The organism is Pseudomonas kuykendallii, assembly GCF_900106975.1.
GTDB lineage: Bacteria > Pseudomonadota > Gammaproteobacteria > Pseudomonadales > Pseudomonadaceae > Pseudomonas_O > Pseudomonas_O kuykendallii.
In genome coordinates, this window is sequence record NZ_FNNU01000001.1 from 963,391 (window position 1) to 986,083 (window position 22,693).

The following is a 22,693-nucleotide window of genomic DNA, read 5'->3' on the forward strand; positions in this document are numbered from 1 at the left end:
TACGCTCGCTGCACAGCGAACTACCGGGGAAAACATGTCGTTTCGAATCCATGCCCGCCGCCACGCCGCCGACGAGGTGCGGCGGGTCGCCAAGGAACGTATCGCCGAGGCCGTCGCCGCGCTGGACAGTGGCACGCCCACCGGCGTGCACGATGCCCGCAAGCGGCTCAAGGAAATCCGCGCGCTGTTGCGCCTGGTACACAAGCCGCTCGGCAAGAAACTCTTCACCCGGCACAACCGCCAGTTCCGCGATATCGGCCAGCAGCTGTCGAGCCTGCGCGATGCCGCGGCGATGGTGGAATGCTGGGATGCGCTGGTCGCCGAAGACCCACAGCGCTTCTCCAGCGCGGCGATGAAGCGTGCGCGGGCACGGTTGCAGGCGCGGGTGGCGGATATCGCACCCGACCAGCCGCAGGCCCACGCCGAACTGCTCGCCAGCCTCGGCGCGGCCAGCGAGGCGGTGGCCGACTGGCCGCTGCGCGCGCAGGGCTTCGCGCTGTTCAAGGCCGGTGTGCTGCGCACCTGCCAGGAGGGTCGCCGGGCGATGAAGGCGGTGCAGCAGAAGCGCAGCGACGAACTGCTCCACGAGTGGCGCAAGCGGGTCAAGGATCACTGGTACCAGACGCGCCTGCTGCGCGATGCCTGGCCGCATCTGCTCAAGGCCCGGCAGAAGAGCCTGGAAACCCTCGCCGGCTACCTGGGCGACGATCACGACCTGGCGCTGTTGCAGCAGTTGCTCGACGAGCAGCCGGCGCTGTTCGGCGCGTCCAACACGCGCAAGAGCATCACTCTCGCCGTCGAGGCGCGTCGCCTGCGATTGTTCGAGGATGCCCTGGCGCTTGGTGCGCGGCTCTACGCGGAGAAACCCGAGAACCTCGCGGAGCTGTGGTCGGCCTACTGGAAGATCGCCAGCAAGGCCGCGAAGTCCGGTTAGCGCGACGGAAATCATCGGGCCGCTCGATCCTTTCCATCGGCAAAAGACAGTGGATTGCCGGCACGTCGCTGCCTAGCATGGGCGCCCGTCCTCATCTGTTCCGGAGTCCACATGCACATAGAAGAAGCGATCACCACCCGCCGCGCGGTCAAGGGCTACGATCCGGCCTTCGTCCTCAGCGCGGAGGAGAAGAACGACCTGCTACGCCTCGCGCTGCTAGCCCCTTCGGCGTTCAACCTGCAGCACGTGCGCCTGGTGGAAGTCAGCGACCCCGCCCTGCGCGCGCAGATCCGCGAGGCGGGCTGGGGCCAGGCGCAGATGACCGATGCCTCGATGCTGGTGGTGGTCTGCGCCCAGGTCGACAGCTGGGTGAAGAACGTGAAACGCGTCTGGGAAGGCGCGCCGCCGGAAGTGCAGGACTATATGGCCGGCGCCATCGACGCCTACTACCGCGACAAGCCGCAGGTGCAGCGCGATGAAACCATGCGCAGCTGCGGGCTGATGGCGCAGACGCTGATGCTTGCCGCGCGCGGCAAGGGCCTCGACTCCTGCCCGATGGACGGCTTCGACTTCGACGCCGTGGCCAAGCTGATCCGCCTGCCGGCCAACCACGTGATCGGCCTGATGGTCGCCATCGGCAAACAGACCATCGAACCCAAGCCGCGCATCGGCAAGCTGCCGTTCGACGAGGTGGTGCTGCGTAACCACTTCTAGACGATCCCCTGCGCGCCGGTTTTGCTGCACGGAAGCAGGCGGATCGCCGGCCGGAGCGGCTTCTCGTCGACCTGTACTGCGAAAAGGCGCGCCCCGGGCGCGCCTTTTTCGTCGATGGCGCGAATCCGTCCGTTTGCGGCGCTCATGGCTTCTTACGATTTCCCGTCCGGCAGAGCATGATCGGGGTGAACCTCGACGCTCCCGCGAGCCTCGAAAAGAGAAGTACACAAGAAACGAGGAAATTTCATGCAGGTTCAAGTGAACAGCAATCAGATCGTAGCGAGTGCTTCCGTTCAGGATTGGGTCAGCGCAGCCGTGTTGGGGCGACTCGACCGATTCGAGGATTTCCTTACCCGCGTCGAAGTCCACCTCAGCGATGAGAACGCCAAGAAGGCCGGCGCCGACGACAAGCGTTGCCAGATCGAAGTGCGTCCGAAGGGCCACCAGCCGCTTTCCGTGACCCACAAATCCGAATCCATGAACCAGGCGGTGGATGGCGCCGCGGAAAAAATGCGCCATGCGCTCGAACATTTGATGGGCCGCCTCGACGCCAAGACGGTCTCCACCGGCCATCTGGCCGATCCGCTGCTGGAGGAGGAATCCGAGCAGGTCACCGACGCGCTGCTGCAGGAGGAATTCCTCGCCAAGCAGGAAGCGCTCGGCAAGGACTGACTCCGCTCAGCGATCTTGCAGCGCCATGCGCCCGACGCCCGAAAGGGGTCGGGCGTTTTCGTTCTGGCCGGTCAGCGCGCCGGTAGCGGCTGCATGGACGGCGCGAGCGGCGCTTGGCTTTTCTCGGCGATGGCTTTCAGCCGCGCCACCTCGTTGTCGGCCAGGCAATAGGTGTCACCGTTCGCCAGTTCCACCTCGATGCCGACAAAGCCCGCATTGATCGCCGACCAGGGGCAGACGAACGGGTGGATGGCCCGGCCCTGCAAGGTGATCGGCCCGCTGTTCATCGCCACACCCAGATCCCCGCCGCTCAGGGTCAACGCGCCCAGTTGCAGCTGGCGGCCCTGGTCGTAGCGAAACAGCAGTGCGCTGACGGTGCGCTGACGACCATGGAAGTTGCACAGGTAGAGGATGAAGCCCGGGCCCGGAGCGCGCAGGTTGGCGCCGGCCGTATCGACGCGCCCGCCCTGGGCGGGCAACTGCGTGGTGATCAGGATCGGCTGCTCCCGGCGGAGCTGCGATACGTACCGGAGCGCCCACGCCGCTCCTGCCGACAGGACGAAAATCCAAATCGCGATCGACATCTGGGTCATCTGGACGAACCTTCCTGAGCGGCCGAATCCGGCGTCGGCGCAGGCTTTGCAGAACCTGTTGGCGAGCGCCGGGGAGCCTGTGGGGGACATTTCGGCGCGCAGGATATAGCCGGGCTGGGCAAATGGCCAGTACGCAGGTCAAGTCAGTGGTGCAGGTGTAAAAGGCATCCGCGGCCGGCAGGGGCGCCGGCCGATTCGGAGGGGGCGCGGCGGCTGCCGGCCCCCGTCAGCTGATGCTGAATGGCGAGGCGTGGCGATGCGGCAGCAGGCGTGCGATCGACTTGATGCGTTGCACTTCGGAATTGGGCAGGCGGAGCACGCTGCCATCGTCCAGTTCGGCCTCGATCCCGTCGAAATCCTCGTCGATCGCCTCCCATGGGCAGTCGATCGGCACGATGGCGAGCATTCTCAGGCAGATCGGCTGCTGCGGATCGATCAAGGTCGGAATGTCGCCGGCCTCGATCCTGATCTCGCCCAGCCGCAGGCTCTCATGGCGCTGATTGCGCAGCATCAGGTCCTGCACGGTCTCCGGCTGCTCGCCGAAATTGCACAGATAGAGGGTGAAACCCTGGGTGCCGGCGGCGGAACGGCGGGCGCCGTATTGGGAAACCAGGGGGAAGTTGGTGGTCAGCACCATGGCGCGGGGATTGAGCGGCACCAGCAGCTGCCTCCACATCACCAATGCCACGAAGATCAGCAGTGCCCAGGTCGTTAACGCAAGGGGAATGGCGTCCATTGGGTGATTCCTTACAGCGTGAATCCGGTTATGCCGGCTGGGGGCATCCTTATTGTGTTTCGTCGCCGGTACCGATAGCGCGCAGCGTAGTACCAGATTGCCGAAACGGCTAGTGCAGAGCGCTCGCTGCCGGTCCGCGGTGCGACAAAACGGCCCTTCGCGAAGCTGCAACTCAGGTCGTGAGCGGCGTAGGAGGCGATATTCATCGTTTTGATACGACTTATCAGAACGGCGGATTTGAAAAATAGTGCGCTGCTGACCGGCTTCGACCGTGCCCGTTTCCATTCCTGCCATCCATCCGCGGGACCGGTCGCCGGGCCGTCCAGGCTGTCCACCGAACAACAAGAGGACGTTTCATGAGCACTATTTCTCTCCAACTGGCCGCCGTGATCGGCGCCGGAACCATGGGCCGCGGGATCGTCATGAGCCTGGCCAACGCCGGTGTGCAGGTGCTCTGGCTGGACAACAATCCGCAGATGCTCGAGCAGGCGCTCGGCGTGGTCGCCGACACCAACGCGCACAACGTCCGCCAGGGCCGCATCAGCGAAGCCGAGGCGGCCGAACGCCTGGCACGGGTGCGCGCGGTGGACGGCTACGCCGCGCTGGCGGACGCCGACCTGGTGATCGAGGCGGTCTACGAGAACCTCGAACTCAAGCAGAGCATCTTCCGCGAGCTGGACAAGACCCTGAAGCCGACGGCGATCCTCGCCAGCAACACCTCGGCGCTGGACATCGACGCCATCGCCGCCGTCACCGCGCGGCCCGGACAGGTGCTCGGCCTGCACTTCTTCAGCCCGGCGCACATCATGAAGCTGCTGGAGATCGTGCGCGGCGCGCATACCGACAAGGCGGTGCTGCAAGCCGCCGTCGAGCTCGGCCAGCGCATGGGCAAGGTCAGCGTGGTGGCCGGCAACTGCGACGGATTCATCGGCAACCGCATGCTCGCCACCTACGTGCGCGAGGCGCGGGCGATGCTGCTCGAAGGCGCCTACCCGCATCAGGTGGACGCCGCGCTGCAGGGCTTCGGTTTCGCCATGGGGCCGTTCCGCATGTACGACGTGGTCGGCATCGACCTCGAATGGCGCGCCCGCCAGCTGGCCGGCGAAGGCCAGGACGCCGCCGAGGTGCAGGTCGACAACCGCCTCTGCGAACTCGGCCGCTTCGGCCAGAAGGCGCGCATGGGCTACTACCGCTACGCCGAAGGCAGCCGTCAGGCCGAACACGACCCCGAGGTCGACGCGCTGGTGCTGGAGGTGTCCGAGTCCCTCGGCTACACGCGCCGCGAGATCGGCCCCGAGGAAATCCTCGAGCGCTGCCTGCTGGCGCTGGTCAACGAGGGCGCGAAGATCCTCGACGAAGGCATCGCCGCCAGCAGCCATGACGTCGACCTGGTCTACCTCAACGGCTACGGTTTCCCGGCCGACAAGGGCGGCCCGATGAGCTGGGCCGATGGCCAGGGGCTGGCGTCGATCCGCGACCGCCTGGATGACCTGCGCGCGCGTTTCGGCGACCACTGGCAGCCGGCCGCGCTGATCGATCGCCTGGCCGCCTCCGGGCAGCGTCTGAGCGACGTGAAGGAGGGCCGCGCATGAACTACCAGGCTCCCCTGCGCGACATGCGCTTCGTGCTGCACGAACTCTTCGACGTCACCGGGCATTGCGAACAGCTTGGCAATGGTCTCGACCACGAGCTGATCGACGGCGTGCTGGAAGAGGCCGCGCGCTACACCGGCGAGGTGGTGGCGCCGCTCAATCGGCACAGCGACGAGCAGGGCGTCAGCCTCGTCGACGGCGCGGTGACCACGCCACAAGGCTTTCGCGAGGCCTACGCGCAGTTCGTCGAGAACGGCTGGGCGAGCATGACCGGGCCGGAACAGTACGGCGGCCAGGGCTTTCCACAACTGGTGGCGTGCAATTTCCACGAGATGCTGATGGGCGCGAGCCTGTCGTTCCGCATCTATTCCGGGCTCACCGAGGGCGCCGTGCTGGCGCTGTACAAGCACGGCAGCGAGGCGCTCAAGGACGCCTACCTGGAGAAGATGGTGAGCGGCAGCTGGACCGGCACCATGTGCCTCACCGAGCCGCAGGCCGGCACAGACCTCGCGCTGCTGCGCACCCGCGCCGAGCCGCAGGCGGACGGCAGCTACGCAGTCAGCGGCAGCAAGATCTTCATCAGCGGCGGCGAGCACGACATGAGCGAGAACATCGTGCACCTGGTGCTCGCCCGCCTGCCGGACGCGCCGCCCGGCGTGAAGGGCATCAGCCTGCTACTGGTGCCCAAGTTCATCGCCAACCCGGACGGCACGCCCGGCGCGCGCAACGCGCTGTCCTGCGGCGCCATCGAACACAAGATGGGCATCAAGGGCGCGGCGACCTGCGTGATGAACTTCGACGGCGCCACCGGCTGGCTGGTGGGCGGCGCCAACCAGGGCCTGGCCTGCATGTTCACCATGATGAACGACGCGCGCTTCCAGGTCGGCCTGCAGGGCCTGGGCATCGCCGAGCAGGCCTGGCAGGGCTCGCTCGCCTACGCCCGCGAGCGGCTACAGTCGCGCGGCCTGGCCGGCGCGCAACAGCCGGACAAGGCGGCCGACCCGATCATCGTCCACCCGGATGTGCGGCGCATGCTGCTGACCCAGAAGACCCTGGTCGAAGGCAGCCGCATGCTGGCCGCCTACACCGCGCGCCAGCTCGACCTGGAGCACGGCCACCCGGACGAGGCGGCGCGCAAGGCCGCCGGCCGGCGCGCCGCTCTGCTGATCCCGATCGTCAAGGCGTTCTTCACCGACATGGGCCAGGAAGTCGCCAGCCTCGGCGTGCAGATCTACGGCGGACACGGCTACATCCGCGAGTGGGGCATGGAGCAGCTGATGCGCGACAGCCGCATCACCCAGCTCTACGAGGGCACCAACGGCATCCAGGCGCTCGACCTGATCCGCCGCAAGCTGCTCGGCGACGGCGGCGCGGAGATCGGCGCGCTGCAGGACGAGCTGCTCGCCGCCTGCGAGGCCGCCGGCGGGCGTCCGGCGCTGGCGGCGATGGCGGCCAGCGTGCAGACGCGGTTGCTGGAGTGGCGCGAGCTGAGCGCCCACGTGCTGGCCGTCAGCGCGCGCAACCCGCAGGAGATCGGCGCCACCTCGGTGGACTTCCTCGCCTACTCGGCCTACACGCTGCTCGGCGCGCTCTGGCTGCAGGCCGCCGCCCGGGCGCAGGAGGCGCTGGACGGCGGCAGCGCCGAGGTGGCGTTCTACCAGGCCAAGCTGCACAGCGCGGACTTCTACCTGCGCCGCGTACTGCCGCGCGCCAGCATGCACCGCGAGGCGCTGCTCGGCGGTGCGGACTGCCTGATGACGCTGCCGGAGGCGGATTTCGCCTTCTGATCCGGCGCTCCCGGCGTCGCTGCCGGGCGCTGCGCATTCCATGACACGAAAGAAGGAGCACCCCATGCAACCCTTCAGTTTCGCCACCACCGCCCAACTGATCTGCGAGAGCGGCGCCGCGCGCCGGCTTGCCGCCCTTTGCCGGGAACGCGGGGCGCGCTCGGTGCTGATCGTCACTGACCCAGGCATCACCCGCTTCAAGCTGCTCGACGGCGTGCTGCCCGGCTTCGCCGAGCAAGGCGTCGCCGTGGCGGTCTTCGATCAGGTGCTCGCCGATCCACCGGAAGCGGTGGTGCTGGAGGCCGTGGCGCGGGCCAGGTCGCTGCAGGCCGAGCTGATCGTCGGCTTCGGCGGCGGCAGCTCGATGGACGTCGCCAAGCTGGTCGCGCTGCTCGCCCATCCGCAGGGTACGCAGCAACTGGCCGACCTCTACGGCGTCGGCAACGCGCGCGGCCAGCGCCTGCCGCTGATCCAGGTGCCCACCACCGCCGGCACCGGCTCGGAGGTGACGCCGATCTCCATCGTCACCACCGGCGAGACGACCAAGATGGGCGTGGTCTCGCCGCTGCTGCTGCCGGACCTGGCCCTGCTCGACGCCGAGTTGACCCTCGGCCTGCCTCCGGCGGTGACCGCCGCCACCGGGATCGATGCCATGGTGCATGCCATCGAGGCCTACACCAGCGTGCACAAGAAGAATCCGCTGTCCGACCTGCTCGCCCGCGAGGCGTTGCGCCTGCTCGCGGCCAACCTCGGCGAGGCGGTGCACGACGGGCAGAACCGCGAGGCGCGCCAGGCCATGCTGCTCGGCGCCTGCCTGGCCGGGCAGGCGTTCGCCAACTCGCCGGTGGCCGCGGTGCACGCGCTGGCCTATCCGCTGGGCGGGCATTTCCACATTCCCCACGGGCTGAGCAACGCGCTGGTGCTGCCGCACGTGCTGCGCTTCAATGCGCCGGCGGCCAGCGTGCACTACGCCGAACTGGCGCCGCTGCTGCTCGGCGAGCGGCTGCAGGCCGGCAGCGCGGAAAGCCTGGGGGAGCAGTTCATCGCCGAACTGGCGGCGCTCAATACGCGCCACGGGCTGCCCAGCCGCCTGCGCGATGCGAACGTCCCCGAGGCGATGCTCGAACGCCTGGCGGCCGATGCCATGCTGCAGACCCGCCTGCTGGTGAACAACCCGCGCGAAGTCAGCGAAGTCGACGCCCTGGCGATCTACCGGGCCGCCTACTGACCGCCATACCGACAAGGATTCCCCATGCCACAGCCGCAGCACCTTCGCGCCGACTACCGGCACTTCCAGCCGGTGACCACGCGCTGGCACGACAACGACCTCTACGGTCACGTCAACAACGTCGTCTACTACAGCTACTTCGACAGCGCGGTGAACACCTTCCTGATCGAGCGCGGCGGGCTGGATATCCACGCCGGCCAGGTGGTGGGCTTCGTGGTCAGCTCCAGCTGCGACTACTTCGCCTCTATCGCCTTTCCCGAGCGCATCGAGGTCGGCCTGAGGGTCGCCCGGCTGGGCAACAGCTCGGTGCAGTACGAACTGGCGGTGTTCAAGGGAGGCGAGGATGAAGCCTGCGCCGCCGGGCGTTTCGTGCATGTCTTCGTCGACCGCCAGTCGAACCGCCCGGTGCCGATTCCCGACACCCTGCGCGCCGCGCTGGAGGGGTTGCTGGTCGGTTGAAATGACTTGTTGCCAAGTCGCAGGGAACGCCAGGGGGGCCGCCGCGTACTATTCTTCGGACCCTTCGGAGAGCCTCAATGGAATACCTGCAGCAACTCGTCAGCGACCCCGCCGCCTGGGTGGCGCTGGCCACCCTGGTCACCATGGAAATCGTGCTCGGCATCGATAACCTGGTGTTCATCTCGATACTCACCAACAAACTCCCCGAACACCAGCGTACCAAGGCCCGTCGCCTCGGCATCGGCATGGCGCTGGTATTGCGGCTTGGACTGCTCGGCACCGTCGCCTACATCGTCCAGCTTACCGAACCGGTGTTCGAGGTGTTCGGCCAGGCGTTCTCCTGGAAGGACATGATCCTCATCGCCGGCGGCCTGTTCCTGCTGTGGAAGGCGACCAAGGAAATCCACCACTCGGTGGACCCGGAGCCGGAAGGCGACCTGTTCACCGGCAAGGTCGCCAGTATCGGCTTCACCTCGGCCATCGTGCAGATCCTGGTGCTCGACCTGGTGTTCTCCATCGACAGCATCATCACCGCCGTCGGCATGACCGAGCACATCCCGATCATGGTGATCGCGGTGGTCGCCGCGGTGACCGTGATGCTGCTCGCCGCCGACCCGCTGGCGCGCTTCATCGGCAACAACCCGACGGTGGTCATGCTGGCGCTGGGCTTCCTGATCATGATCGGCATGACGCTGATCGCCGAAGGCTTCGGCGCCCACGTGCCGAAGGGCTACCTGTACGCGGCGATGGCGTTCTCGGCACTGATCGAAGGGCTCAACATGCTGGCCCGTCGTGCTCGGCGCAAGCGCTCCGACACACCGTCCTGAGGGGCAACAGCGCGGAGCCATCCGGCTCCGCTGCCGGTGCAGCCATTGCCTCGCGTGGTTGTCCAAGGCGTATCCGCCCACGGAGACGCCCGATGAAAGTCCTCCTCGCCTGCCTGCTCTGCCTCTTTGGCGCTGCCGCCTTCGCGCAAACGTCCGCGCCGGGTTCGCCCGGCACGCCCACGCCGCAGCCCTATGTCCATCCGGCGCCGCAGCCCCGGCCCGCCGATCCGGCAAGGCCTGCCCTGTTCAAGCGCCCGCAGCCGACCGGCAACCCCGCGTCGCCGACAAATCCTGCTCCCCGAGATGAAAAACCTAGGGCGCCTGTGGATAGAAAGCCCGGTTCGTGATCGATCAATAAACGTACAGTCCGCGCAAAGCCCCGTGGTCAGCGGCCTGCAGCCGGGGCCGCACAGCTTGTCCACAGCCGGTTGCACAGGTGCTGTGCAAAAGTTCGCTGGCAACTCGTTGAAATCGCTCAAAAAATGTACGGATGGCCGGAGGCGGCGCGGGCATTGGCCTGGAGGCGGGTCTGTACAGCTTATCCACAGCGCCATCCACGCGCGCTGTGGGTAAGCCGGATGCAGGGGGTTAGCTGAAGACCGGGCGGAAGAAGCTGCGCTCGTAGCTGAGGATGCAGCGGGTTTCCTCGGCGTAGCGAAAGGCGGCCTGGCAGTCGGCGTCGGCGAAGGAGCGCTCGCGGTAGGTTTCGTAGGCGGCCAGCGAGGGAAAGCTGAACATTGCCAGGGCGACATCGCTGGCGCCTTCGCTGGGCAGGAAGTAGCCGTGGTGGGTGCCGCCGAACTTCTCCACCAGCGGTATCCAGAGTTTGCCGTAGTGCTCGAATTCCGCGAGCTTGTACGGATCGATGCGGTAGCGCAGGTAGCAGGTGATCATGGCGCTGGGGAGTCCTTGGGCGTGTCGATGAAGACCAGGCGATTGCCGAACGGGTCGTGAAGGGTCATTTCGCGGGTTTCCCAGGGCGTCTCGACGATGCCCGGACGTGCGAAACCGTAATCCTTGGCGCGGAGTTCGGCGTGCAGCGCGGTCAGGTCGACGCAGGCGATCCGCAGCGCCGCGCCGGGACAGGCGTCGCCGTGGTGTTCGGAAAGGTGCAGCAGGCAGCCGTCGCGCGACAGCTGCATGTAAAGCGGCAGCGCCGGCTCGAAGCGGTGCTCCCAGTCGACGGAAAAACCCAGGTAGTCGAGGTAGAACGCCCTGGCTCTGGCCTCGTCGAAGCTGCGCAGGATGGGCACCGGCGCGCCGAGCGTGGCCGCCATCAGAGACCGCCGACCACGTCGCGGATGTCGCGGGCCAGCTCGTCCACCCGCTCCATCTGCGAATCCCACGAGCACATGAAGCGCGCGCCGCCGCTGCCGATGAAGGTGTAGAAACGCCAGCCGCGGTCGCGCAGGGCTTCCAGTGCCGGCTCGGGCATCTGCAGGAACACGCCGTTGGCCTCGACCGGGAACATCAGCCGGACGCCGGGCACGTCGGCGACGCATTCGGCCAGGTGCCGCGCGCAGGCGTTGGCGTGTTCGGCATGGCGCAGCCAGGCACCGTCCTGCAACAGGCCGACCCAGGGCGCGGAGAGGAAGCGCATCTTCGAGGCCAGCTGGCCGGCCTGCTTGCAGCGGTAGTCGAAGTCTTCGGCCAGGTCGCGGTTGAAGAACAGGATCGCCTCGCCGACCGCCATGCCGTTCTTGGTGCCGCCGAAGCAGAGCACGTCGACCCCGGCCTTCCAGGTCAGCTCGGCCGGCGAGCAGCCGAGGAACGCGCAGGCGTTGGAGAAGCGCGCGCCGTCCATGTGCAGGTGCAGGCCGAGTTCGCGGCAGGTGGCGCTGATCGCGCGGATTTCCTCGGGGCGGTAGACGCTGCCGACCTCGGTGGCCTGGGTCAGGGTGACCACGCGGGGTTTCGGGAAGTGGATGTCCTGACGCTTGTTGGCGATCAGGCGCACCGCGTCCGCGCTCAGCTTGCCGTCCGGACTGGGCGCCACCAGCAGCTTGGAGCCGTTGGAGAAGAATTCCGGCGCGCCGCATTCGTCGGTCTCGACGTGGGCGGTCTCCGAGCAGATCACGCTGTGGTAGCTCTGGCACAGCGCGGCCAGCGCGAGGGAGTTGGCGGCGGTGCCGTTGAAGGCGAAGAACACCTCGCAATCGGTCTCGAACAGCGCGCGGAAATGGTCGGCGGCGCGCGCCGTCCACTCGTCGTCGCCGTAGGCGCGCGCGTGGCCCTGGTTGGCCTCGGTCATCGCCGCCCAGGCTTCCGGGCAGATGCCCGAGTAGTTGTCGCTGGCGAATTGCTGGCTGTTGTCGGTCATGGTGATCCTGGAATCCGTGAAAGCATCGCCGCTCACTTTACCCAACAATGGCGGTCAATGGCTGATCGCCACGGGCAAGCGGAGGCCGGATGAGGGGCAAGGGCGGATCGCCGGCAGGGCGCGACACGGCGCTGGACCTGCTCAAGTGGCTGGCATTGGCGAGCATGCTGCTCGATCACCTGCGCTTCGTCTGGCCGGCGTTGGGCTGGCTGTATCCGTTCGGCCGGCTGGCGTTTCCGTTTTTCTGCCTGGCCATCGCGGCCAACCTCGCGCGCAACCCGGCGGCGCCGGAACCGCGTCGGCTGCTGCGCTACCTGGGCGCGCTGCTGCTCTTCGCGCTGCTGGCGGAAGCGCCGTACCGCCTGCTGGTGGGCGAGGCGGCGACGACGCTGAACGTGCTGCCGACGCTCGCCCTCGGCCTGTCGATCGCCCAGGCGCTGCGCGGTCCGCGGCGGCTTGGCCTGCTGCTCGGGTTCGCTGCCCTGGTACTGGCGGTCATCGGCGACCGCTGGCTGATGTTCGGCGCGGCCGGGGCCTTGCTGCCGGCGGCCTGTTTGCTGGTGCTGCGCCGACCGCTGTGGTGCGCCGCGCTGCCGGGGCTGGTCTGCCTGGCGGCGAACCGCTGGCCGCCGCTGTTCGCCGAAGCCGCCGCCTGGCAGCCGTTCGCCCTGCTGGTGCTGGGCATGTGCCTGGTCGCGCCGGCACTCGGGCTGGCGGTGTTGCGTGCGGATACGGCGATCGGTGTGCCGCCGTTCAGGCGCTGGGGCTATCTGCTCTATCCCGGGCACTTCCTCCTGCTGGCCGCGCTTCGCGTCCTCTAGTCCGGGGCGAAAAGGGCCTGTACGCGACGATCCTCCTGTGTGTAGGGTTCGACCTGCGCCCTCGCGACCGTTATCAGGCCGCGAGGCGTACCGACGGCCGACAGCCGGCGCCGCCTTGGCTACTGCCGCCAGCCGCCGGCGCGCGGGAACTCCCGGCCCCGGCAGCCCTCAGAACAGGAACCAGTGGCCGACGGCCGCGCGTCCTTCGCAAGAAAAAGGAGCAGCACCATGCGTTACGCCCGCTTGATCGCCTTCGCCGCACCCCTGTTCGTGGCCTTCTCGGCCACCGCCGCGCAGTGGCCCGCCGGAGCGAAGGAGGAATTCACCAACCAGTGCGTCACCAGCGCCAAGGCCAACGTGCCGGCGGCCAAGGCCGAAGCCTATTGCGGCTGTGCGGCGGAGAAGGTCGGGATGGAGTTCAGCACCGCGGAAATCGAGGCCATGCAGAACAAGAAGGGCAGCGACGTGACCCCGGAAATGAAGGAACGCCTGGGCAAGGCATCCACCAGCTGCCTGCACTACCTGAACCCGTAAGTCCGCGCCCCTTCCCGCGTGGAAGGGTGCGGCAGGCTTCGCACGACGCCGCGCAGGGTCCGCCCTGCGCGGCGTCGTCGTGTCCGGCTCACCGAATCAGAGGATCCGCGCGCTCGGCGCCGCCGGCTTCAGGCGGATGGCGATGAACTTCGAGGTCGGCGTGTGGCTGCCCTCGCCGTAGCTGTCCAGCGGCACCAGCGGGTTGGTTTCCGGGTAGTAGGCCGCGGCCTGGCCGTCCGGCATGTCGAAGGCGAGCAGGGTGAAGCCTTTCACCGTGCGCTCGACGCCGTCGTCCCACAGCGAGGTGACGTCGACCTTCTGCCCCGCCCGATAGCCCAGGCGCTCGATCTGCGCGGCGCTGACGAAGATCACCTCGCGCTGCCCGCGCACGCCGCGGTAACGGTCGTCCAGGCCGTAGATGGTGGTGTTGTACTGGTCGTGGGAGCGCAGCGTCTGCAGGATCAGGTCGTGGGCCACGCCGCTCTTGCGCATGCGCTCGGAGACCAGGTCCGCCGGCAGCACGTTGGCCTTGAAGTTGGCCCTGCCGCTAGCCGTCGCCCATTTGCGCGCGCCGGCCGAGTTGCCGAGGTAGAAGCCGCCGGGATGGGCGACGCGGCGGTTGAAGTCCTGGAAGCCGGGCAGCGTATCGGCGATCAGCTCGCGGATGCGGGCGTAGTCGGCGATCAGCGCGTCCCAGTCCACCGGATGATTGCCCAGAGTGGCCTTGGCGATGCCGGCGACGATGGCCGGTTCCGAGCGCATCTCGGCGGACAGCGGTTCGAGCTGGCCGAACGAGGCGTGGATCATGCTGAACGAGTCCTCCACCGTCACCGCTTGCGGGCCGCCGGCCTGGCGGTCGATGTCGGTGCGGCCCAGGCACGGCAGGATCAGTGCGTCGCGGCCGTGGGTCAGGTGGCTGCGGTTGAGCTTGGTGCTGATCTGCACGGTCAGCGCGCAGCGCTGCAGCGCCTGGTGGGTACGCGGGCTGTCCGGGGTGGCCTGGGCGAAGTTGCCGCCCAGCCCGATGAACACCCGGGCGCGGCCTTCCAGCATCGCCTCGATGGCTTCCACGGTGTTGTGGCCGTTGTGCCGCGGCACGCTGAAGGCGAAGCGCTTTTCCAGCGAATCGAGCAGTGCCGCCGGCGGGCGGTCGTTGATGCCCATGGTGCGGTCGCCCTGCACGTTGCTGTGCCCGCGTACCGGGCAGAGGCCGGCGCCGGGCTTGCCGAGGTTGCCGCGCAGCAGCTGCAGGTTGACGATTTCCTGGATGGTCGGCACCGAATGACGGTGCTGGGTGATGCCCATCGCCCAGCAGACGATCACCCGCTCGGCGCGCCGGTACATGCGCGCGGACTGCTCGATCTCCGCCAGGGCGAGACCGGACTGCTGCTCGATCTGCGCCCAGGAGGTGGCATCCAGCTCGGCCAGGTAGGCGTCGATGCCATCGGTGTGCTCGGCGATGAAGGCGTGGTCGAACACCGCCGGCTCACCCTTGGCCTGGGCCTCGCGCTCCCACTGCAGGAGGAACTTGGCCATGCCGCGGACTGCCGCCATGTCGCCGCCCAGCGCCGGGCGGAAGAACGCCGTGTTCAGCGGTTCCGACCCGTTGGCAAGCATTTCCGCCACGTTCTGCGGGTTCTGGAAGCGTTCCAGGCCGCGCTCCTTGAGCGGGTTGAAGCAGACCACCTGGGCGCCGCGCCGCACCGCTTCACGCAACGGTTCGAGCATGCGCGGGTGGTTGGTGCCGGGGTTCTGGCCGAGCACGAAGATGGCGTCGGCATGCTCGAAGTCGGCGAAGGTCACGCTGCCCTTGCCGATCCCGACGCTCTGCCCGAGGGCCACGCCGCTGGCCTCGTGGCACATGTTCGAGCAGTCCGGGAAGTTGTTGGTGCCGTAGGCGCGGACGAACAGCTGATAGAGGTAGGCGGCCTCGTTGCTGGCCCGCCCGGAGGTGTAGAACTCGGCCTGGTCGGGGCTTTCCAGCGCGCGCAGGTGCTCGGCGACCAGGGCGAAGGCGGCGTCCCAGTCGATTGGCAGGTAATGGTCGCTGGCCGCGTCGTAGCGCATCGGCTGGGTCAGCCGGCCCTGGTACTCGAGCCAGTAGTCGCTCTGCTCGCGCAACTGGCTGACGCTGTAGCGGGCGAAGAAGGCGGCATCGACGCCGCGCTTGGTGGCTTCCCAGTTGACCGCCTTGGCGCCGTTCTCGCAGAACTTGACCATGCCGTTCTCCGGCGAGTCGCCCCAGGCGCAGCCCGGGCAGTCGAAACCGCCGTTCTGGTTGGTCTTGAGCAGCGCGCGAAGGTTCTTGAACGGCTGCTTGCTGTCCAGCCAGAAGCGCGTGACGCTGGCCAGCGCACCCCAGCCGGCGGCCGGGCCTTTGTAGGGGCGGTACTGCGGGTCGATCTTTTGCAGGCTCATGTCGGCGATTCGTCTTCGCTGGGCGCCGGGCTGTAGACCCGTGGCGCGCTGTGTTGGGGCAGATGGATGAGGTTCAGGTTGTGCCGCCGTGCCCACTGCACGGCGAGGCCGGTGGGCGAGGAGAAACTGACCAGGCTGTGCAGGCCGGCGCGAAGCGCCTTGTGGATCAGCTCCAGGCTGCAGCGGCTGGTGACCACGGCCAGCCCGCCCGGCGTGGCGATGGCCTGGCGTTGCAGGGCGCCGATCAGCTTGTCCAGGGCGTTGTGCCGACCGATGTCCTCGCGGCCCAGCAGCAGTTCGCCACGGGCGTCCATGAACAGCGCCGCATGCACCGCGCCGCAGTGCTGGCCCAGCGGCTGGAACTCGCCGAGGCGCTGGCGCAGGCCGTCCAGCCACTGCGGCGGCGGCAGCGGGGTCGGCGCCAGCACCGGGAGGTCCGGCAGCGCCTGTTCCAGCGCCTCGACGCCGCACAACCCGCAGCCGCTGGTGCCGGCGACGTTGCGGCGCTGTTGCTTGAGCTGCCAGAAGGCGCGGCTGGCGATCTGTACCTGCGCATGGCGGGCATCGCCGTCGCCGGAAATGACGATGTCGTAGAGCTCGTCGGCCGAGGCGACGATGCCGCTGGCGAGGCTGAAACCGACCACGAAGTCCTCCAGGTCGGCGGGGGAGACCAGCATCACCGCCTGGTTCAGGTCGTTGTAGGAAATCGCCAGGGCAATTTCCTCGGCCAGCTCGGCAGGGCTGGCGTCCCGCTCGTCCAGGCCATGGAAGCGGTATCCCTGGCTGGCGGCGGCAACGGGAGCGGGCAGGCGGCGCACGGTTGAACGGCTCGGGGCGTTCATAGGCAAGGCTCGGTGTCGTTATGCGAACGAGACTAGGGCAGATTGTCGCACCCCGTCTAATCGTTAGGACCGATGCGGCGATAGAGACGTTCGATGGGCTGCGCCAGCCTGGCTGACAGGCGATGCGGGGGAACACCGGGCAGGGTCCGACGCTCAAAGCCGTGAGCGCCGGGCAAACGGCGCTCGGGAAGGAACAAAGGAATACATGTCTGCCCGGAGGGCGCGGTACCCCGTATCGATCGACAAATGGAGACTTTCAGGATGATCAGGAAAGCGACCCCGGCCGATCTGCCGGCCCTGCTCGACATCTGGCTCGAAGCCACGCAACAGGCGCACGACTTCATCGAACCGTCCTTCTGGGAAGGCAAATTCGAGGACATGCGCGACCACTATCTCCCCAGCGCGGACGTCTGGCTCTACGAGCGTGACGGCCGGCCGCTCGGGTTCTTCGCCTTGCAGGAACACATCCTCGCCGCGCTGTTCGTCAGCCCTTCCGAACATGGCCAGGGCATCGGCTCGGCGCTGCTGGAGAAGGCGCGCAGCATGACCGACGGGCTGGAGTTGTCGGTCTACGAGCGCAACAGCGAGGCAGTGGCGTTCTACCAGAAGCACGGCTTCTGCCAGATCGACCTGCGCACCGACCAGCGTGCGGGGCACGTGGAACTGGTGATGCTCGATTGCACGCAGATGGACGGCGCCGAGCGGCGCGCGGCCGATCGCGAGGCGGTGGAGTTGATGCAGCCGGGTTGAGGAGGTTTGGATTTTTTGCAGCTGTGCAGCACCGTAGGATGGGTCGAGCGAAGCGACACCCATCGCCTCGCGGCATGACTTGGGTATCGCTGCGCTCAACCCAACCTACGGGCTGACGGACCCGGAGGCTTCGGCCTCCGCCTTCAACCGCTCGATCCGTTCGTCCTTCTCTGCCCACAATCCGCTCACCCATTCCTGCACCTGCCGGCGGAAGTCGGGGTCGTTCTCGTAGTCGCCGCGCCACAGCGCCGGGTCGAGCGGCAACGTGCGGATGTCCATGATCACCCGCGGCACCCGCCCGCACAGCAGGTCCCAGAAGCCTGGCGTGGGTGTCTGCGGGTAGACCACGGTGACGTCGAGGATGGCATCCAGCTGCTCGCCCAGGGCGGCGAGGACGAAGGCCACGCCGCCGGCCTTGGGCTTGAGCAGGTGGCGGTAGGGCGAGCCTTGCGCCGCGCGCTTGGCCGGCGTGAAGCGCGTGCCTTCGAGGTAGTTGACCACGGTCACCGGCAGGCGCTTGAAGCGCTCGCAGGCGGCGCGGGTGATGGCCAGGTCCTGGCCGCGCAGGTGCGGGTTCTTCTCCAGGAAGGCCTTCGAGTAGCGCTTCATGAACGGGTAGTCCAGCGCCCAGAACGCCAGGCCGAGGAAGGGCACCCAGATCAGCTCCTTCTTCAGGAAGAACTTGAAGTAGGGCGTCTTGCGGTTGAAGGCCTGCACCAGCGCCGGGATGTCGACCCAGGACTGGTGATTGCTGATGACCAGGTAGGAAGTGTCCATGCGCAGTTCGCTGCCGCCGCGGATGTCCCAGTGCGTCGGCGTGCACAGGGCGAAGATCGCCTTGTCGATCTCGGCCCAGGTCTCGGCGACCCACATCACGCCGCGCGAGCAGCGATCGCGCAGCGCCTGGTTCGGCGCGATCCGTTTGAACAGGGCGATCAGCAGCAGCGGGCCGATCAGGACGAGGGTGTTGAACAGCAGCAGAAGGGTGGTGACGACGCCGGTTAGCGGGGCTCTCATCGGCCTCTTCTCCTTGGCTATGTGCGGTCGGGGAATCATACCCAGCGCTGGCGCTCGTCCCAAGCCAATGGCGTTACAGGGCTTTTATGCAGCGATGCCTTTGGGCCATCATGGCGGCGCGACCATACGGTCATTCTCATCGGGTGCCAGCGTGCTTAAACGTATCGCTTTGACCGAACTGCGTATCGGCATGTTCATTCACGAATTTTCCGGCTCATGGATGGAGCACCCCTTCTGGAAGAGCCGGTTTCTCCTCGAGAACCCGAAGGATCTGCAACGCATCCGCGACAGCGGCATCGGCGAGCTGTGGATCGACACGGCCAAGGGACTGGACGTGCCGGGCGGGCAGACCGTTGACGAGGTCAAGGCGCAAACCGATGCGCGCTTGCTGGCCGCGGTGACGACGCCGACGGTGCTTCCGCCGCGCGCCAGCCTCGAGGAGGAAGTCGCCCGCGCGCAGAAGCTCTGCTCGCACTCGCGGCGGGCGGTGATGGAGATGTTCCAGGACGCGCGGATGGGCCAGGCGGTGAACGTCGAACAGGTCGGCCAGCTGGTCCGGGACATCACCGCCTCGGTGATGCGCCATCCGCACGCGCTCATCAGCCTGGCGCGCCTGAAGAGCGCCGACGAATACACCTACATGCACTCGGTGGCGGTGTGTGCGCTGATGATCGCGCTGGCGCGCCAGCTCGAGCTGAGCGATGCGCAGATCCAGGAGGCCGGTGTCGCCGGCCTGCTGCACGACATCGGCAAGATGGCGATCCCCAGCGAAGTGCTGAACAAGCCCGGCAAGCTCACCGACGAGGAATTCCGCCGCGTTTGCGACCATCCGCAGGCCGGCACCGACATCCTGCTGGAGTGCAAGCAGGTCAGCGCGCTGGTGATCGACGTCTGCCTGCACCACCACGAGAAGATCGACGGAACCGGCTATCCGCACCGTTTGGCCGGCGATCAGATCAGCCTGTTCGCGCGGATGGGCGCGGTCTGCGACGTGTATGACGCGATCACCTCCAACCGCCCGTACAAGCGCGGCTGGGACCCGGCCGAGTCGATCCGCAAGATGGCCGAGTGGTGTCACCGGCATTTCGACGAAGCGGTGTTCCAGGCGTTCGTCAAATCGGTCGGCATCTATCCGGTCGGCTCGCTGGTGCGCCTGGACAGCGGCCGCCTGGGCGTGGTCATCGAGCAGAACGAGAAATCCCTGCTGTCACCACGGGTGCGGGTGTTCTTCAACGCCAGGACCAATACGCACCTGGCGCGCGAGGTCGTCGACCTGGCCAAGCTGGTCGGCCGCGACAAGATCGTCGGCCGCGAATCCCCGGCGCAGTGGGGTTTCCGCGACATCGATGAGCTCTGGTCGGGAGTCGCCTCTCCCGCTCTCTGAGGCGGTCACCCTTCCGCGTAGCGCCGCGAGCGGCGTACCCTGTGCGCCCGCTGCGCTGAACCCCGTCCGCCAGCCGCCGTCTTAGACTATCCGCGCCCTTTGGAGAACCTGCGTGAAAGCCATTCTCGCCCTGTTGGCCCTGAGCGCCGTGCTGCCCGCCGTCGCCGATGAGCAAGAGCAACCGACCCTCTATGGGCGCAACGAGTACGTACGCTTGCCGGAACTGGGCAAGACCCTGCGCGCCAAGCTCGATACCGGTGCGCTAAACGCCTCGCTGTCGGCCAAGGACATCGAGCGCTTCGAGCGCGATGGCGAGGACTGGGTTCGGTTCCGCCTTGCCGGCAAGGGCGCCGACGACACCCTCTACGAACACAGGCTGGCGCGCATTGGCAAGATCAAGAACCGTGCGGGCGAGCAATCCGCCGACGAGGAGGAAGACGCCGGGGTCGAGGTCAGCAAGCGTCCGGTGATCGATCTCGAGCTGTGCCTGGGCACCGTCAAGGAGACCGTGGAAGTCAACCTGGCGGACCGCAGCAACTTCATCTATCCGCTGCTGCTGGGCGCCAAGACCCTGCGCGAACTGGGCGCGGCGGTGGACCCGGCGCGGCGCTTCACCACCCGCAAGCCGGAATGCTGAGCCTCACGACCAGCTGCGCAGCCAGGCGGCCTGCAACTTGCTAGCATTACGACATCATGGCGCCAGAAGACTGGCGTGATCGTTGTCGAGGTGTGCTGATGGGCGCTCTACTGGTACCGGGGATGCGCGTTCTGGAACGTTTCAGTTTCGCGCGCAAGTTTCAGCTGTTGTTCCTGCTTTTCGTGTTGCCCCTGTGCTTCGCCGCCTGGGTGATCGTCAGCGATTTCACCGCCAAGCTGGACGTGGTGGCGAAGGAACGCGGCGGCATGCGTGCGATGCAGGCGCTGGACGCGGTGCAGCAGGCGATGGTCGAGCAGCGCAACCTGTTCGCCCGCTGGAAAGGCACCGAGGAGCCGGCCAAAGCGGGGTTCGAGCAGCAGGCCGGCGAACTCGACCGCGCCCTGCAGGAGGCCGCCCGCCGCATCGCCCAGGAAGGTTTCACCGCGCAGACCGACCAGCATCTGCAGGCGCTCCAGGCCCTGCGTAGCGAGCTGGCGGTCGACCGGCTGGGCAAGATGGCCCTGCCCGACGGGCTCGAGCGCTATCAGAAATTCCTCCTGCAACTGCAACGCCTGCGTGACCAGGTCGCCACCGACAGCGGCCTGATCCTCGACCCGTGGCTCGACACCTACCTGATGATGGACCAGCTCACCGCCAGCCTGCCGCGGGCGCTGGAGCGCCTCGGCAGTTTCTTCGCCCAGGGCCACGGCGCGGTCGTCTCGCAGCATTTCACCCTGCAGAGCCGGGTGGTGATTCGCGACCTGCGCCGCGCGCTGGACGATTCCCGCGCCAGCCTGCAGAAGGCCGCCGCCACCCTCGCCCAGGATGCGCCCTGGGTGATGCCCGGCCTGCGCCAGCCCTACGACACTGCGCTGCAGGGCCTCGACGCCTATACCCAGCGCATCGATCGCGAGGTCTTCGAGAGCAATCCGATCGCCATCGCCCCGGCGCCGTTCGCCGCCGCCAGCGACACCCTGCGTGACCAGTTGCTCGGTCTGCAGCAGGCGCTCTACGGCGTATTCGAGGCGCGCATGGCCAGCTACCGGGAGGACGCGTTGCACAGCCTGCTGCAGGTGATCGGCGCCTTCGCCGTGCTGGCGTTGTTCGCGCTCTACGTGCTGCTGTGCCTGAACGCCTCGATCCGTCGCAGCACGGCGAGCATCACCGAGGCGGCCCAGGGGCTGCGCGACGGCGACCTGCGCGTGCGCGTCGCGGTGCATGGCGAGGACGACCTGGCGCAGATCGCGCTGGCCCTCAACGCCGCCGTCCTGCAGTTGCGCGACAGCCTGAAGGGCGTCGACGACGAGAGCCACCAGCTCGGCGACACGGTGCACCAGCTGTATGCCCAGGCGCAGGATTCCCTGGGCGAAGTCGAGCAGCAGCAGGTCCAGCTGAGCCAGATCGCCACCGCCGCGACGCAACTTGCCGCCACCGCGCAGAGCGTCGCGCAGAGTTGCGAGGAAGCGGCGGTGGACGCCGTGCAGACCCGCGAGGTCGCCATGCAGAGCCGCCAGCGCAGCACGCGGACCGGCACCAGCATGCATCAGCTCGGCGAGCGCCTGGGCGAGGCCTCGGTCACCCTTGGGCAACTGCGCGAGCAGGCGCAGCAAATCAACCGCATCGTCGACGTGATCAAGGGCATCGCCGAGCAGACCAACCTGCTGGCGCTCAACGCGGCCATCGAGGCGGCCCGCGCCGGCGAGCAGGGCCGCGGCTTCGCGGTGGTCGCCGACGAAGTGCGCAGCCTGTCGCAGCGTACCCAGGAGTCGACCAAGGAAATCGGCCAGACCGTCGGCGACCTGCAGAGCGTGGTCGGCCAGGCGGTGGCGCTGATGGAGGAAGCCAACCGCCAGGCCGAGGGCGACGTCGGCAGCGTGCTGGCGATGGGCGGCGATCTGGAGCACATCGCCGAGTCCGTGCAGCGCGTCAGCGACCGCCTCGCGCAGATCGCCACCGCCGCCGAGCAGCAGGCCGCCACGGCGGACGAGGTGAGCGGCAACATCCAGCAGATCGACCAGGCGGCAAGCCAGTTGCTGAGCGGCGCGCAGTCGGTCAGCGGCGCGGCGGAGCAGATGCAGCGTGGCAGCGAGGGGCTGCGGCGCAACACCGGGCGTTTCCAGCTGAGCTGAGCCGACGGGAGCCGACGAAGCGAAGCGGCACCATTTCGTTTCGCCGGCGTCATAACCCTTGAGAGCCAGTCAGGACAGGACATTCCTCATGCTGCTAGACATCTTGCTGTGGGCCGGTCTGGTCGCCTTTTTCCTCGGCGGTCTGTACGTGAACCCGAAATGGAAAGAACGTAACGACGCCTGATGCGCGCATCCGATCGTCTGCCTTCTTCAGCCTGACGGCGAGCGCCGCGCGCCGCTCTTCCCGCATGCCGCCACCGCCGGCGGCCTTTCGCCATTTCTTTCCGATCCCTTGAAGG

At 67.6% G+C, this 22,693-nt stretch carries 23 protein-coding genes; 14 read left to right on the top strand and 9 right to left on the bottom strand.

Going from position 1 to position 22,693, the window contains the following annotated elements; translation table 11 throughout:
* Positions 1-34 precede the first annotated feature (34 nt).
* Positions 35-934 carry a CHAD domain-containing protein gene (locus tag BLV15_RS04355; RefSeq protein ID WP_090225217.1) on the top strand — a complete coding sequence of 300 codons (900 nt, stop codon included), beginning with the start codon at positions 35-37 and terminating at the stop codon, positions 932-934.
* 111 nt (positions 935-1,045) lie between these two features.
* The gene (locus BLV15_RS04360; protein WP_090224927.1) at positions 1,046-1,648 is read left to right on the top strand and encodes a nitroreductase family protein; all 603 of its coding nucleotides are present in this window, start codon (positions 1,046-1,048) and stop codon (positions 1,646-1,648) included.
* On the opposite strand, the gene BLV15_RS22040 is transcribed toward BLV15_RS04360, so the two are convergent.
* Positions 1,645-1,794 (bottom strand): hypothetical protein, encoded by a 150-nt coding sequence (locus tag BLV15_RS22040; protein ID WP_175534280.1) that lies wholly within the window; start codon positions 1,792-1,794, stop codon positions 1,645-1,647. The genes BLV15_RS04360 and BLV15_RS22040 overlap by 4 nt on opposite strands.
* Positions 1,795-1,894: 100 nt before the next feature.
* On the opposite strand from BLV15_RS22040, the gene BLV15_RS04365 reads away from it, so the two are divergent.
* Positions 1,895-2,320, top strand: coding sequence for an HPF/RaiA family ribosome-associated protein (locus BLV15_RS04365; RefSeq protein WP_090224928.1), 426 nt, complete (start codon positions 1,895-1,897; stop codon positions 2,318-2,320).
* A gap of 71 nt (positions 2,321-2,391) precedes the next feature.
* Here the strand turns inward: BLV15_RS04365 and BLV15_RS04370 are convergent, their stop codons facing one another.
* Positions 2,392-2,913 (bottom strand): hypothetical protein, encoded by a 522-nt coding sequence (locus BLV15_RS04370; protein WP_090224930.1) that lies wholly within the window; start codon positions 2,911-2,913, stop codon positions 2,392-2,394.
* 226 nt (positions 2,914-3,139) lie between these two features.
* Positions 3,140-3,934: a hypothetical protein gene (locus BLV15_RS21800; protein WP_139210685.1), complete on the bottom strand. Its 795-nt coding sequence runs from the start codon at positions 3,932-3,934 to the stop codon at positions 3,140-3,142.
* A gap of 71 nt (positions 3,935-4,005) precedes the next feature.
* Between BLV15_RS21800 and BLV15_RS04380 the strand changes: the two genes are divergently transcribed.
* The 5 genes from BLV15_RS04380 to BLV15_RS04400 all read left to right on the top strand — a co-directional run bounded on the left by BLV15_RS04380 (position 4,006) and on the right by BLV15_RS04400 (position 9,542).
* Positions 4,006-5,241 (top strand): 3-hydroxyacyl-CoA dehydrogenase, encoded by a 1,236-nt coding sequence (locus tag BLV15_RS04380; RefSeq protein WP_090224933.1) that lies wholly within the window; start codon positions 4,006-4,008, stop codon positions 5,239-5,241.
* Positions 5,238-7,028, top strand: coding sequence for an acyl-CoA dehydrogenase C-terminal domain-containing protein (locus BLV15_RS04385; protein WP_090224935.1), 1,791 nt, complete (start codon positions 5,238-5,240; stop codon positions 7,026-7,028). The genes BLV15_RS04380 and BLV15_RS04385 overlap by 4 nt, the downstream gene beginning before the upstream one ends.
* Positions 7,029-7,092: 64 nt before the next feature.
* Positions 7,093-8,256, top strand: a complete 1,164-nt coding sequence (locus tag BLV15_RS04390; RefSeq protein WP_090224936.1) for an iron-containing alcohol dehydrogenase — start codon at positions 7,093-7,095, stop codon at positions 8,254-8,256.
* A gap of 24 nt (positions 8,257-8,280) precedes the next feature.
* Positions 8,281-8,715, top strand: coding sequence for an acyl-CoA thioesterase (locus BLV15_RS04395; protein WP_090224938.1), 435 nt, complete (start codon positions 8,281-8,283; stop codon positions 8,713-8,715).
* A 77-nt stretch (positions 8,716-8,792) separates the two neighbouring features.
* Entirely contained in the window at positions 8,793-9,542 is a 750-nt protein-coding gene (locus tag BLV15_RS04400) for a TerC family protein (protein ID WP_090224940.1), read from the top strand.
* Positions 9,543-10,130: 588 nt separating this feature from the next.
* Here the strand turns inward: BLV15_RS04400 and BLV15_RS04405 are convergent.
* Genes BLV15_RS04405 through BLV15_RS04415 form a run of 3 tightly spaced genes read right to left on the bottom strand, consistent with a single transcriptional unit; the run spans position 10,131 to position 11,862 of the window.
* The gene (locus tag BLV15_RS04405; RefSeq protein WP_090224941.1) at positions 10,131-10,436 is read right to left on the bottom strand and encodes an NIPSNAP family protein; all 306 of its coding nucleotides are present in this window, start codon (positions 10,434-10,436) and stop codon (positions 10,131-10,133) included.
* Positions 10,433-10,819: a glyoxalase superfamily protein gene (locus BLV15_RS04410; RefSeq protein WP_090224943.1), complete on the bottom strand. Its 387-nt coding sequence runs from the start codon at positions 10,817-10,819 to the stop codon at positions 10,433-10,435. Before BLV15_RS04410 ends, BLV15_RS04405 begins: the two co-directional genes overlap by 4 nt.
* Positions 10,819-11,862 (bottom strand): threonine aldolase family protein, encoded by a 1,044-nt coding sequence (locus BLV15_RS04415; RefSeq protein WP_090224945.1) that lies wholly within the window; start codon positions 11,860-11,862, stop codon positions 10,819-10,821. Before BLV15_RS04415 ends, BLV15_RS04410 begins: the two co-directional genes overlap by 1 nt.
* An 89-nt stretch (positions 11,863-11,951) precedes the next feature.
* Between BLV15_RS04415 and BLV15_RS04420 the strand changes: the two genes are divergently transcribed.
* Both BLV15_RS04420 and BLV15_RS04425 read left to right on the top strand, forming a co-directional pair.
* The gene (locus tag BLV15_RS04420) at positions 11,952-12,683 is read left to right on the top strand and encodes a TraX family protein (protein WP_090224946.1); all 732 of its coding nucleotides are present in this window, start codon (positions 11,952-11,954) and stop codon (positions 12,681-12,683) included.
* Positions 12,684-12,911: 228 nt separating this feature from the next.
* Positions 12,912-13,217, top strand: a complete 306-nt coding sequence (locus tag BLV15_RS04425) for a hypothetical protein (RefSeq protein WP_090224948.1) — start codon at positions 12,912-12,914, stop codon at positions 13,215-13,217.
* Between the two features lie 96 nt (positions 13,218-13,313).
* Here BLV15_RS04425 and BLV15_RS04430 read toward each other — a convergent pair whose 3' ends face one another.
* Complete coding sequence (locus BLV15_RS04430; protein ID WP_090224950.1) at positions 13,314-15,635, bottom strand: FdhF/YdeP family oxidoreductase; 2,322 nt, start codon at positions 15,633-15,635, stop codon at positions 13,314-13,316.
* Positions 15,632-16,477, bottom strand: a complete 846-nt coding sequence (fdhD, locus tag BLV15_RS04435; protein WP_090224952.1) for a formate dehydrogenase accessory sulfurtransferase FdhD — start codon at positions 16,475-16,477, stop codon at positions 15,632-15,634. The genes BLV15_RS04430 and fdhD overlap by 4 nt, the downstream gene beginning before the upstream one ends.
* Before the next feature lie 261 nt (positions 16,478-16,738).
* On the opposite strand from fdhD, the gene BLV15_RS04440 reads away from it, so the two are divergent.
* Entirely contained in the window at positions 16,739-17,227 is a 489-nt protein-coding gene (locus tag BLV15_RS04440; RefSeq protein ID WP_090224953.1) for an N-acetyltransferase, read from the top strand.
* 105 nt (positions 17,228-17,332) lie between these two features.
* Here BLV15_RS04440 and BLV15_RS04445 read toward each other — a convergent pair whose 3' ends face one another.
* Complete coding sequence (locus BLV15_RS04445) at positions 17,333-18,244, bottom strand: acyltransferase (RefSeq protein WP_090224956.1); 912 nt, start codon at positions 18,242-18,244, stop codon at positions 17,333-17,335.
* Between the two features lie 151 nt (positions 18,245-18,395).
* Here BLV15_RS04445 and BLV15_RS04450 point away from each other — a divergent pair, with 151 nt between their 5' ends.
* The 3 genes from BLV15_RS04450 to BLV15_RS04460 all read left to right on the top strand — a co-directional run bounded on the left by BLV15_RS04450 (position 18,396) and on the right by BLV15_RS04460 (position 22,394).
* Positions 18,396-19,628 carry a cyclic di-GMP phosphodiesterase gene (locus BLV15_RS04450; protein WP_090224958.1) on the top strand — a complete coding sequence of 411 codons (1,233 nt, stop codon included), beginning with the start codon at positions 18,396-18,398 and terminating at the stop codon, positions 19,626-19,628.
* Between the two features lie 112 nt (positions 19,629-19,740).
* The gene (rloA2, locus tag BLV15_RS04455; protein ID WP_090224960.1) at positions 19,741-20,265 is read left to right on the top strand and encodes a retropepsin-like aspartic peptidase RloA2; all 525 of its coding nucleotides are present in this window, start codon (positions 19,741-19,743) and stop codon (positions 20,263-20,265) included.
* Positions 20,266-20,363: 98 nt separating this feature from the next.
* Complete coding sequence (locus tag BLV15_RS04460; protein ID WP_090224962.1) at positions 20,364-22,394, top strand: methyl-accepting chemotaxis protein; 2,031 nt, start codon at positions 20,364-20,366, stop codon at positions 22,392-22,394.
* Positions 22,395-22,693 lie beyond the last annotated feature (299 nt).

What these genes read in the sequence shown, in the direction of transcription:
- BLV15_RS04355 (WP_090225217.1), top strand. Translation starts at nt 35, where the DNA reads ATGTCGTTTCGAATCCATGCCCGCCGCCACGCCGCCGACGAGGTGCGG.
- BLV15_RS04360 (WP_090224927.1), top strand. Translation starts at nt 1,046, where the DNA reads ATGCACATAGAAGAAGCGATCACCACCCGCCGCGCGGTCAAGGGCTAC.
- BLV15_RS22040 (WP_175534280.1), bottom strand. Translation starts at nt 1,794, where the DNA reads ATGAGCGCCGCAAACGGACGGATTCGCGCCATCGACGAAAAAGGCGCG.
- BLV15_RS04365 (WP_090224928.1), top strand. Translation starts at nt 1,895, where the DNA reads ATGCAGGTTCAAGTGAACAGCAATCAGATCGTAGCGAGTGCTTCCGTT.
- BLV15_RS04370 (WP_090224930.1), bottom strand. Translation starts at nt 2,913, where the DNA reads ATGACCCAGATGTCGATCGCGATTTGGATTTTCGTCCTGTCGGCAGGA.
- BLV15_RS21800 (WP_139210685.1), bottom strand. Translation starts at nt 3,934, where the DNA reads ATGGAAACGGGCACGGTCGAAGCCGGTCAGCAGCGCACTATTTTTCAA.
- BLV15_RS04380 (WP_090224933.1), top strand. Translation starts at nt 4,006, where the DNA reads ATGAGCACTATTTCTCTCCAACTGGCCGCCGTGATCGGCGCCGGAACC.
- BLV15_RS04385 (WP_090224935.1), top strand. Translation starts at nt 5,238, where the DNA reads ATGAACTACCAGGCTCCCCTGCGCGACATGCGCTTCGTGCTGCACGAA.
- BLV15_RS04390 (WP_090224936.1), top strand. Translation starts at nt 7,093, where the DNA reads ATGCAACCCTTCAGTTTCGCCACCACCGCCCAACTGATCTGCGAGAGC.
- BLV15_RS04395 (WP_090224938.1), top strand. Translation starts at nt 8,281, where the DNA reads ATGCCACAGCCGCAGCACCTTCGCGCCGACTACCGGCACTTCCAGCCG.
- BLV15_RS04400 (WP_090224940.1), top strand. Translation starts at nt 8,793, where the DNA reads ATGGAATACCTGCAGCAACTCGTCAGCGACCCCGCCGCCTGGGTGGCG.
- BLV15_RS04405 (WP_090224941.1), bottom strand. Translation starts at nt 10,436, where the DNA reads ATGATCACCTGCTACCTGCGCTACCGCATCGATCCGTACAAGCTCGCG.
- BLV15_RS04410 (WP_090224943.1), bottom strand. Translation starts at nt 10,819, where the DNA reads ATGGCGGCCACGCTCGGCGCGCCGGTGCCCATCCTGCGCAGCTTCGAC.
- BLV15_RS04415 (WP_090224945.1), bottom strand. Translation starts at nt 11,862, where the DNA reads ATGACCGACAACAGCCAGCAATTCGCCAGCGACAACTACTCGGGCATC.
- BLV15_RS04420 (WP_090224946.1), top strand. Translation starts at nt 11,952, where the DNA reads ATGAGGGGCAAGGGCGGATCGCCGGCAGGGCGCGACACGGCGCTGGAC.
- BLV15_RS04425 (WP_090224948.1), top strand. Translation starts at nt 12,912, where the DNA reads ATGCGTTACGCCCGCTTGATCGCCTTCGCCGCACCCCTGTTCGTGGCC.
- BLV15_RS04430 (WP_090224950.1), bottom strand. Translation starts at nt 15,635, where the DNA reads ATGAGCCTGCAAAAGATCGACCCGCAGTACCGCCCCTACAAAGGCCCG.
- fdhD (WP_090224952.1), bottom strand. Translation starts at nt 16,477, where the DNA reads ATGAACGCCCCGAGCCGTTCAACCGTGCGCCGCCTGCCCGCTCCCGTT.
- BLV15_RS04440 (WP_090224953.1), top strand. Translation starts at nt 16,739, where the DNA reads ATGATCAGGAAAGCGACCCCGGCCGATCTGCCGGCCCTGCTCGACATC.
- BLV15_RS04445 (WP_090224956.1), bottom strand. Translation starts at nt 18,244, where the DNA reads ATGAGAGCCCCGCTAACCGGCGTCGTCACCACCCTTCTGCTGCTGTTC.
- BLV15_RS04460 (WP_090224962.1), top strand. Translation starts at nt 20,364, where the DNA reads ATGGGCGCTCTACTGGTACCGGGGATGCGCGTTCTGGAACGTTTCAGT.